This window comes from Kitasatospora sp. NPDC127116 (assembly GCF_042677365.1).
Classification (GTDB): domain Bacteria; phylum Actinomycetota; class Actinomycetes; order Streptomycetales; family Streptomycetaceae; genus Kitasatospora; species Kitasatospora lactacystinica.
Window position 1 is genome coordinate 50,258 of the sequence record NZ_JBHXTL010000015.1, and the last position, 7,798, is coordinate 58,055.

Annotated in this window: 7 protein-coding genes and 1 pseudogene; all 8 read left to right on the top strand. The window is 67.9% G+C overall.

What is annotated here, in order from left to right; all coding sequences use genetic code 11:
• Positions 1-5 precede the first annotated feature (5 nt).
• Positions 6-1,010 carry a DUF2637 domain-containing protein gene (locus tag ACFVHV_RS09695; protein ID WP_380350407.1) on the top strand — a complete coding sequence of 335 codons (1,005 nt, stop codon included), beginning with the start codon at positions 6-8 and terminating at the stop codon, positions 1,008-1,010.
• Between the two features lie 32 nt (positions 1,011-1,042).
• Positions 1,043-3,178, top strand: a complete 2,136-nt coding sequence (locus tag ACFVHV_RS09700; protein ID WP_380350408.1) for an FtsK/SpoIIIE domain-containing protein — start codon at positions 1,043-1,045, stop codon at positions 3,176-3,178.
• A gap of 340 nt (positions 3,179-3,518) precedes the next feature.
• Positions 3,519-5,204 (top strand): TROVE domain-containing protein, encoded by a 1,686-nt coding sequence (locus tag ACFVHV_RS09705; protein ID WP_380350412.1) that lies wholly within the window; start codon positions 3,519-3,521, stop codon positions 5,202-5,204.
• A 57-nt stretch (positions 5,205-5,261) separates the two neighbouring features.
• Positions 5,262-5,759: a hypothetical protein gene (locus tag ACFVHV_RS09710; protein ID WP_380350414.1), complete on the top strand. Its 498-nt coding sequence runs from the start codon at positions 5,262-5,264 to the stop codon at positions 5,757-5,759.
• Entirely contained in the window at positions 5,756-6,235 is a 480-nt protein-coding gene (locus ACFVHV_RS09715; RefSeq protein WP_380350415.1) for a DUF6221 family protein, read from the top strand. Before ACFVHV_RS09710 ends, ACFVHV_RS09715 begins: the two co-directional genes overlap by 4 nt.
• Before the next feature lie 69 nt (positions 6,236-6,304).
• Positions 6,305-6,538: a hypothetical protein gene (locus ACFVHV_RS09720; RefSeq protein WP_380350417.1), complete on the top strand. Its 234-nt coding sequence runs from the start codon at positions 6,305-6,307 to the stop codon at positions 6,536-6,538.
• Between the two features lie 119 nt (positions 6,539-6,657).
• Positions 6,658-7,326, top strand: a complete 669-nt coding sequence (locus ACFVHV_RS09725) for a hypothetical protein (RefSeq protein ID WP_380350419.1) — start codon at positions 6,658-6,660, stop codon at positions 7,324-7,326.
• 103 nt (positions 7,327-7,429) lie between these two features.
• A pseudogene (locus ACFVHV_RS09730) lies at positions 7,430-7,798 on the top strand (hypothetical protein); the annotation flags it as partial.

Genomic DNA, 7,798 nt, shown 5'->3' on the forward strand with positions numbered 1-7,798 from the left:
ACCCCATGCACGAGAACACCAACGGGACCGACAAGCTCATCCGCGGCGCCCTCTTCCTCGTCATGGGCGCAGCACTGACCGTCGGCACCTGGTCCATCTACACCCTCCTCACCAGCAGGTTCCAGGCTCCCAAGGAAGTCGCGTTCTTCGGCGCCGGCATGTTCGACATCGCCGCCCTGTTCTTCGCGCTGCTGTCCCAGAAGTACGCCGCCAGCCCCGACAGTGGCCTCGCCCCCCGGCTCGCCATGCTCGCCATGGTCGCCACCAGCTCCTGGGTCAACTGGACCCACGCCCGGCTGGAGAAGTGGGGGCTCGTCGGCGGCGTCATCCTCGCCGCCGCGCCCGTCATCGCCGAGCTGTCCTTCGAGATGTGGCACCGCTACGAGCACCGCGAGGCACTCCGTCGCCAGGGCCGCGTCCCCACGGCTCTGCCCGTGATCCCCGGCCTCGCCTGGATCCTCTTCCCCGGGCGGTCACACAAGGTGATGCGCCGCACCGTCGGGGCGCGCCTCAGCGTCATCGACAAGCAGGCTGATGCGGCCGCATCGTCCGACGATGCGCATCACATCGAGCGCATCACCGAACCGCATCAGGGCATCACCGCATCACGTGGCAACGAGGCGCAGCAGATCGTCATCACGCTGCAGCAGCCACAGGCCATCGCCGCTTCACCGAGGCCCGGCCGGTCCGGTGCGGCGCATGATGCGCCTAGTGAAGCCGCACGTCAGCGCAGTGATGCGCCTCCTCGCATCATTACTGTGCCGCAGGCCGCCGCGTCGGCCGCATCACTCGATGAGGCGCCTGAGGCGCCGCATGACGTCGACTTCACGGCGCTGTCGAAGGCCGCCGCGGTTCGGACGATGCGTGATGCGCTGCCCGATGCGACGGCGCAGCAGATCGCTGATGCGCTCGCGCCGCACGGCATCACCACTGATGCGTCGTATGTACGCACCGTGTTGTCCCGCGCATCGTCCGGCGCCCCGCAGCAGGGCACCGGCGGCTACCTGTAGGCCCGCCGTGCCGCGCTCGGCCTGACGGTCTGATGGCGGCGTCCAGCTTCGCTGGGCGCGCGCCACCTGCCCTCAGCCCACCACCTCAACTTCCCCGCCGTATCGATCCGAAGGAGGCCCCCGTGGCCCAGCAATTCACGCCCGCCGGGGCCGACAACGTGCTCCCGTTCCTGCCCCGCCCCCAGCGCGCGCAGTCGGTCGAGCAGGCGACGACCGCGACGACGATGCCGACGACGACGACCGTCCTGGAGACGCGACCTGCGGAAACGCGCCTTGTCGAGGACCTCGTGGCTTCGTCGTCGCCGGCCGTCCCGCCGGTTCAGATGCCCCTTCGCCTGCCCGTCCAGGCCAAGTTGGCGATCTCCAAGCGCCTCTTCGCCGCGTGTGTGGCCGTCGCCAACCGAGCCGGCGCGCACATGGTCCGCTACCGGATGGAGCTCGCGCCCGCCGCAGTCGTCGGCGCCGTGTCGGGGCTCGGCTGGTGGCAGTACCTCGCCGGGGTCGGCGGCTGGGGGGCCGCCGCCTACGCGAGCCTGGCCGTCCTGTCCGGGGCCGGGGCGTTCCTGGGGATCGAGCGGAAGAACGACCTGCTGATCCGCGCTGGCTGCTCCGGCGCCTTGACGTTCGCCGACGTCGCCACCGCGGTCGGCGCCGGCCCCGGCGGTATCTCCCTCACCGCGACCGCCGTCACCACCGGCGCCGCCTACGCCGTCTACGTGCCGTGGCTCATCAAGTACCGCAAGGACCACAAGCAGCTGCCGTCGAAGGCGACCGCCACTGCGAACGCGACCGCCAGCATCGACGTGCAGGTCCAGATGGACAAGGGCCAGACCGCGCTTAAGGCCGCCGCGTCCAGCACCGGCAGTGACCTATCCACCGAGAACGGGCGGCTCGTACCCTCCAGCACCAGCATCGGCCTCGAAGAGGAGGAGGCCACCGTGCAGCAGCCCGACCTCCGTACTTCCGCCGGGCCGTTCCACAACGATGTGATCCCCTACGCCGATGACGACTCCGACGATGTAGCCAAGCCAATTCGGATCGGCTGGGACGAGTACGGCCGCCCGGTCTACCTCACCCTGATGTACCGGCACACGCTCGTCGCCGGCGCCTCGGATTGGGGAAAGTCCGGGATCATCAACCTGATCATCAAGAAGCTCTTCAGGAAGCAGCACGTCGAGCTCTTCGGCATCGACATGAAGCCCGGCGCGGTCGAACTCGGCCCCTGGGAACCCAAGATGCAAAAGCTCGCCCGCACCCCCGAAGAAGCCCGCGATCTGCTGCAGTTCATCCGCGCCGAGTGTGACCGCCGCGGCGCCCGCCTGGAAGAGCTGTCGAAGCAGTCCCTTGCTGCTGGCGGACCCGCGGTTCGGAAGTGGATCCCGGGAGTACACGGCCCCGCATGGTTCGTCATCACGGACGAGCTGGCCGAGCTGATCCGCCAGGACGAGGTGCTCCGCAAGCAAGAAGCCGAACTGCGGAAGTTCGACCCCGACATGGGGCCGGCCGAGCAGGACGTCGCGACGACGTACGAGTCCCTGCTGGCCATCGCACGGAACAACGGCATCATGTTCGTCTCGGCAACCCAGCAGCCGTCAGCGAAGGTCTTCGGCGGCAATACGGACGCCCGCGGCAACTACGGCAACCGGATCAGCACCCGCGTCGGCGAGGCCGGGCACTCTGCGTTCATCTTCGGCCAGGGCTGCAAGGGCAACGGTTTCGCACCGGAGAGGCTGCAGCGGCCGGGCGAGTTCTACCTCGGCTGCCCAGAGATGCCGCTGACCAACCCGCCGCGGTGCCGGTCCGAGTACGTTTCCGACGAGGACATTGCCGCCGACGTGGCACACCTGCACGCCAATGCGCCGGTCAGGGAGCCGGTCGGCCGGTTCGCCCCGCAGAGCCGGACCGCGGCTCGTACGGAGCAGCTGTCCATCGCCTACCCGGACGGGCAGGCACTCGGCCGCGACGACTTCCCCGGCCTGTACAAGGTGTTCCTGCAGCTGTGCGAGGACCAGGGCTACGCCACCAAGGCCGACCTCGTCGAGAACGGCCCGTTCAGCAGCCCGGACACTGCCCGGCGCGCCCTGGAGGTGTGGGGGCAGCACGGCATCCTGGCGGAGAAGGTCGGGCCCGTCAGGCGGTTCTCGCTGCCGCCGACGCACGAGGCCTGACACTCCATCCGACGCGACCTCCAAATAGGATGACAAGTCAGCCTTTCGGGGTACGATCAACGCAACAACTTTATGCACCTCCCGGTGCGCAGGACCGCGGCTACTTCTTGGAACGAATCACGCCGCCGTCCGCATTGATCTCGGGAGGCACAGCATCCGGGATGCCCGGTGCGCAGGACACGGCTACTTCTCCTCTCAAGAGGGAGACGCGGGTTCGAATCCCGTCGCCAGCCGCGAGGCTGGTGTCGTCTAGCGGCCCAGGACGCCTTGTCGCCGTATCCGCCCTCGACCTCGGGCACCCCGATGCTGAAGCCTCCCCTCCACAGTGAGGGGTTTTTTCATGTCCAGGTTCAACACCCGCAACACCCGGCCCGCGGCAGCATCGCCCGTGACCACCACCGGCACGACGGCCCACACGACCGAAGGCGCCACCGGTCACCTCCGTGACGACCGCAGCGAGCTCTTCCTCCTCGCCGTCGCCAACACCGTCGGCATCGACACCTTCTACGAGAAGGCCGGTGAGCGTGACGACCGCTACCGCAGCCTCGTCCGCAAGCTCGCCGTCGAAGATCCTGACTGGACCGCGAGCCTTCTGCGCTGGCTCCGCACCGAAGCCAACCTGCGCACCGCGTCCCTCGTCGGAGCTGCCGAGTACGTCCACGCCCGGCTCGCCGCAGCCGGCGGCCGCGTGCCCCGCCAGCACGAGACCCAGGACAAGGCCGGCCGTTGGGAAGGCGACGCCCTCTCCTACAGCACCTCCACCAACCGGGCCGTCATCGCATCCGTGCTGCAGCGGGCCGACGAGCCCGGCGAGCTCCTCGCCTACTGGACCATCCGGTTCGGCCGCAACATCCCGAAGCCCGTGAAGCGAGGCATCGAGGACGCCGTCGGGCAGCTGTACACCGAGCGGGCCCTCCTCAAGTACGACAGCCCCTCGAAGGGATTCCGGTTCGGCGACGTCCTCGAACTCACCCATCCCAGTCCCACGGCTGCCTGGCAGGGCGACCTGTTCAAGCACGCCCTCGACCGGCGGCACAACCGCGACCACCGCATCCCCGAGACGCTGAACACACTCCACGCCCGCGCGTTCTTCGGCACCATCCCTGCCGAAGAGCGCCGCGCCTACCTGAAGACCTCTGGGGCCGAGGTGGCCCTGAAGGACGCTGGCATGACGTGGGAGTCCCTGGCGGGTTGGCTACAGGGCCCGCTCGGCGCAGCCGAGTGGGAGACGGTGATCCCGTCCATGGGGTACATGGCGCTGCTGCGGAACCTTCGGAATTTCGACCAGGCCGGAGTCTCCGATGAAGCCGCCGAGCGTGTCGCCGCCCGTCTTGCGGATCCGATGGAGGTCGCCCAGTCGCGCCAGTTCCCGTTCCGGTTCTGGGCCGCGTACAAGCACGTGACGTCCCTGCGGTGGGGGAACGCGCTGGAGAAGGCGCTGTCCGCGTCGCTGGCCAACGTCCCGGCCCTGCCCGGTCGGACGCTGATCCTGGTCGACAGGTCGCCGTCGATGTTCCCCGGCTACGGCTACTCCACCCCGAACAAGTCGGACATCACCCTGGCTGAGCAGGCCGCCCTGTTCGGGTCCGCACTCGCGCTGCGCGCCGCCGAGCCGACGTTGGTCGAATTCGGCGGGCAGAGCCGGGAGATCCCGGTCTCACGGGGCGGAAGTGTGCTGCGGCTGATGGAGGCGTTCGGGCAGGACGGTGGTACGGACATCCCGTCTGCGGTCGCCAAGCATTACCGCGACCACAGCCGGGTGATCATCATCACCGACGAGCAGACCCGGCCCGGCTATCTGCCGTCAAACATGTCCGGCCACGGCGGTGCTCGTGAGACCGCCATCGACGACCTGGTCCCGCGACGCGTGCCCGTCTACATGTGGAACATGGCCGGCTACAAGGCCGGAGCGATGCCGTCGGGCTCGGGGAACCGTCACACGCTGGGCGGCCTGACGGACTCGGCGTTCGCCCTGATCCCGCTGCTGGATGCGGGCCGGAACGCGGACTGGCCCTGGATGAAGTAGCCGTAGGTGCCCGCCCCGTATTCGCCGGGGCGGGCACCCGCACGGAAGAATGAGACCGTGAACAACATCGCTATCGATGCCGCTGCCCCAGCCGCGGAACGCCGGCAGCACCTTCTCGCCACCATCTGGCGCGTCGGCGGCGTCTGGACCCGCCAGCGCGCCTGGGAACTCTACGATCCCCGGCCGGACGCCAAGTTCGTTCGCCGGGACCTCCAGGCGCTCTGCACCGACGGCCACCTGGTGCGGGTGAAGATCGGCGAGTACAAGCTGAAGGACAGCGTTCGAGACATGGCCTCCCCTGGGACGGACGAGCTCCGCGCTGCCAGCCTGAGCCTGCGCGTCGATGCTGCCCTCAGCGCCGTGCCCGGCATGGCCGGGGCTGTTTCCGGGGCGCTCGCTCTGAAGCGCTACCACATCAGTGCCCAGGTCGTTGGGGTCCCGCGCGAACGCGCAGACGAGATCCTCTGCACCGCTCAAGGTCTGCGCGCGGGCAGCACACCTAGCACCGAGGACTTTGCAAAAGCCACACGCCTTCTGGGCGAGGCAACGCAATGACCGCCGACCTGCTGCAGTTTCTCCGAGCCCGTCTCGACGAGGACGAACGGTTGGCGCAAGCTGCCACGCCAGGCCCGTGGCGCCACGACGCAACCAAGCACTGGCACCAACCGGGTACCTGCCAGTTCGAGGAGGCTGTGTTCGCCGGCGCCCCTGGTTCCGCCGCGATCTGCGTGGCGGGTACCGGGGACAGCGATGACCCCCAAAGCATGGCCGACGCCGACCACATTGCCCGCCACGATCCGGCGCGAGTGCTGGCCGAGGTCGACGCCAAGCGGCAGCTCCTAGGTCCCGGTGGCCCCTTCTGCACCAGTGAATGTGACCGTCCGGACAACCAGCCGATGGACCCAGACACCGGCTGGACCACGCCGCTGGAGCACCATTTCGACTGCGGAATCCACAGGGCCGCCGAGATTTTGGCCGCGCCGTACGCCGACCACCCCGACTACCGGCCCGTGTGGGCACCCAGCGCCTGACCGCGGCACTACGCTGTCCACATCATCAGCCCCGGAGGGCTCTTCCACCCCAACACGAGGAGCCCTCTCATGCCCACCATCCACCTCATCTCCGCCGCCCCCGGCGACCGCGTCCCCGGCCATGAACTGGCCGACCCGCACTGCCCGGAGATTCCCGGCCTGCGGGAGCGACCTGACGTCGCCGCGTGGCTGGACGCGATTCCTTACAGCGACGACAACCCCGACGAGCTGGTGTACCTGGTGACCGAGGACAACCCAGGAACGATCCCCGCGGGCTTCGACACTCTGACGATTGACATCTGACACTAAGGTGTCGGATGCCACTGCGGCACCCTTCACCTCAGTCCACCCGGCAGCGGGGTGACAGATTCCGGATCGGTGCCACACTGGGCTGATCACCCCGCCGCCCCGGGAGGACCAGCATGCACACCCTCACCGACGACGCCCCCAACACCCAGTGCGCCCACTGTCCCCGCCTGCTACGCCACAACGAACTCCACCGGCTCGTCTGCTACGTCTGCGAAGAACGAGCCACCGACCAACTCCAGGCGATGCCCGATCTGTACGACCAGCTGGCGAGAGTCCTTCGACCTGGCGCGGTCACCCGCAACGCCGGCCATGTCACCGGGGCCACTCGAACCCCACCCCTGCCGGTCTCCCTTCAGGCCCTCAACCTTCGCGGGCCCGGAGGAGTCGTCAGTGTCCTCATGGAAATCGAGCAACGCTGGCGAATTCAACTCGACTGGGACCACCTGCCCTCACGTGGCGGCTACGAGAAGAGCCTGGCGGGCACCGTCAAGTTCCTTGCCAACAACATGCGCTGGGCCTGCGGTGACTACGAGGAGATCGCCTACGACCTCGACACCATCAGCAGCCTTCACAATCAGGCGCAGCAGACCGTCACCGGATACCGACCCCGCCTCATCCCAGTAACCTGCCTGGCGCAGTACGACGACGGCACCGAGTGCGGCGCTCAGATTCGCATGGACATCAACCGCACCAGCGTCCTGTGCCTGATGTGCGGCACACGCTGGGGTCGCGATGACTGGGTTCGCCTCTACGAGGCGACCAACTGCCAGCCAGCCGCGTAAGTACACGTCAGCGTTCCACCGTCGATGGGATAATCAAGTTAAAGACCCGGCGGATGCTGGTAACACCCCCGGGCGTGGCCGAACCTGAGAAAGCAGGTTTGACGTGGTACAGCGTAAGCCATTCACTCCGGGACCGATCCTCGATGAACGCTGCGGAGTTCGGCGCAGCATCGCCCCGGCCCTGGCCTTGATTGATACCGGCAGTCCCGCCTTCGCCGCAGTGGCGGAGGTACTCCAGGAGATGAAGGCCTCCGGAATTGAACTGACGGAAGACAGTGTGGCCATCGCCGTCAAGCTGGGCGAGCAGCGCCACTGCAGGTCCGCGGAGGCGTTGCCTGTTGCGTCGAGTGAACGGCGATCGCCTCCGATTGTCTACTACATTCGGCGAGGCGATCTACTGAAGATCGGGACAACCGTCAATCCGGTGCGGCGGTTCAATTCGCTTCTGCCCGACGAGATCCTGGCGTTCGAG

Coding starts and splice junctions, on each gene's coding strand:
- ACFVHV_RS09695 (WP_380350407.1), top strand. CDS start 6: ATGCACGAGAACACCAACGGGACCGACAAGCTCATCCGCGGCGCCCTC.
- ACFVHV_RS09700 (WP_380350408.1), top strand. CDS start 1,043: ATGGCGGCGTCCAGCTTCGCTGGGCGCGCGCCACCTGCCCTCAGCCCA.
- ACFVHV_RS09705 (WP_380350412.1), top strand. CDS start 3,519: ATGTCCAGGTTCAACACCCGCAACACCCGGCCCGCGGCAGCATCGCCC.
- ACFVHV_RS09715 (WP_380350415.1), top strand. CDS start 5,756: ATGACCGCCGACCTGCTGCAGTTTCTCCGAGCCCGTCTCGACGAGGAC.
- ACFVHV_RS09720 (WP_380350417.1), top strand. CDS start 6,305: ATGCCCACCATCCACCTCATCTCCGCCGCCCCCGGCGACCGCGTCCCC.
- ACFVHV_RS09725 (WP_380350419.1), top strand. CDS start 6,658: ATGCACACCCTCACCGACGACGCCCCCAACACCCAGTGCGCCCACTGT.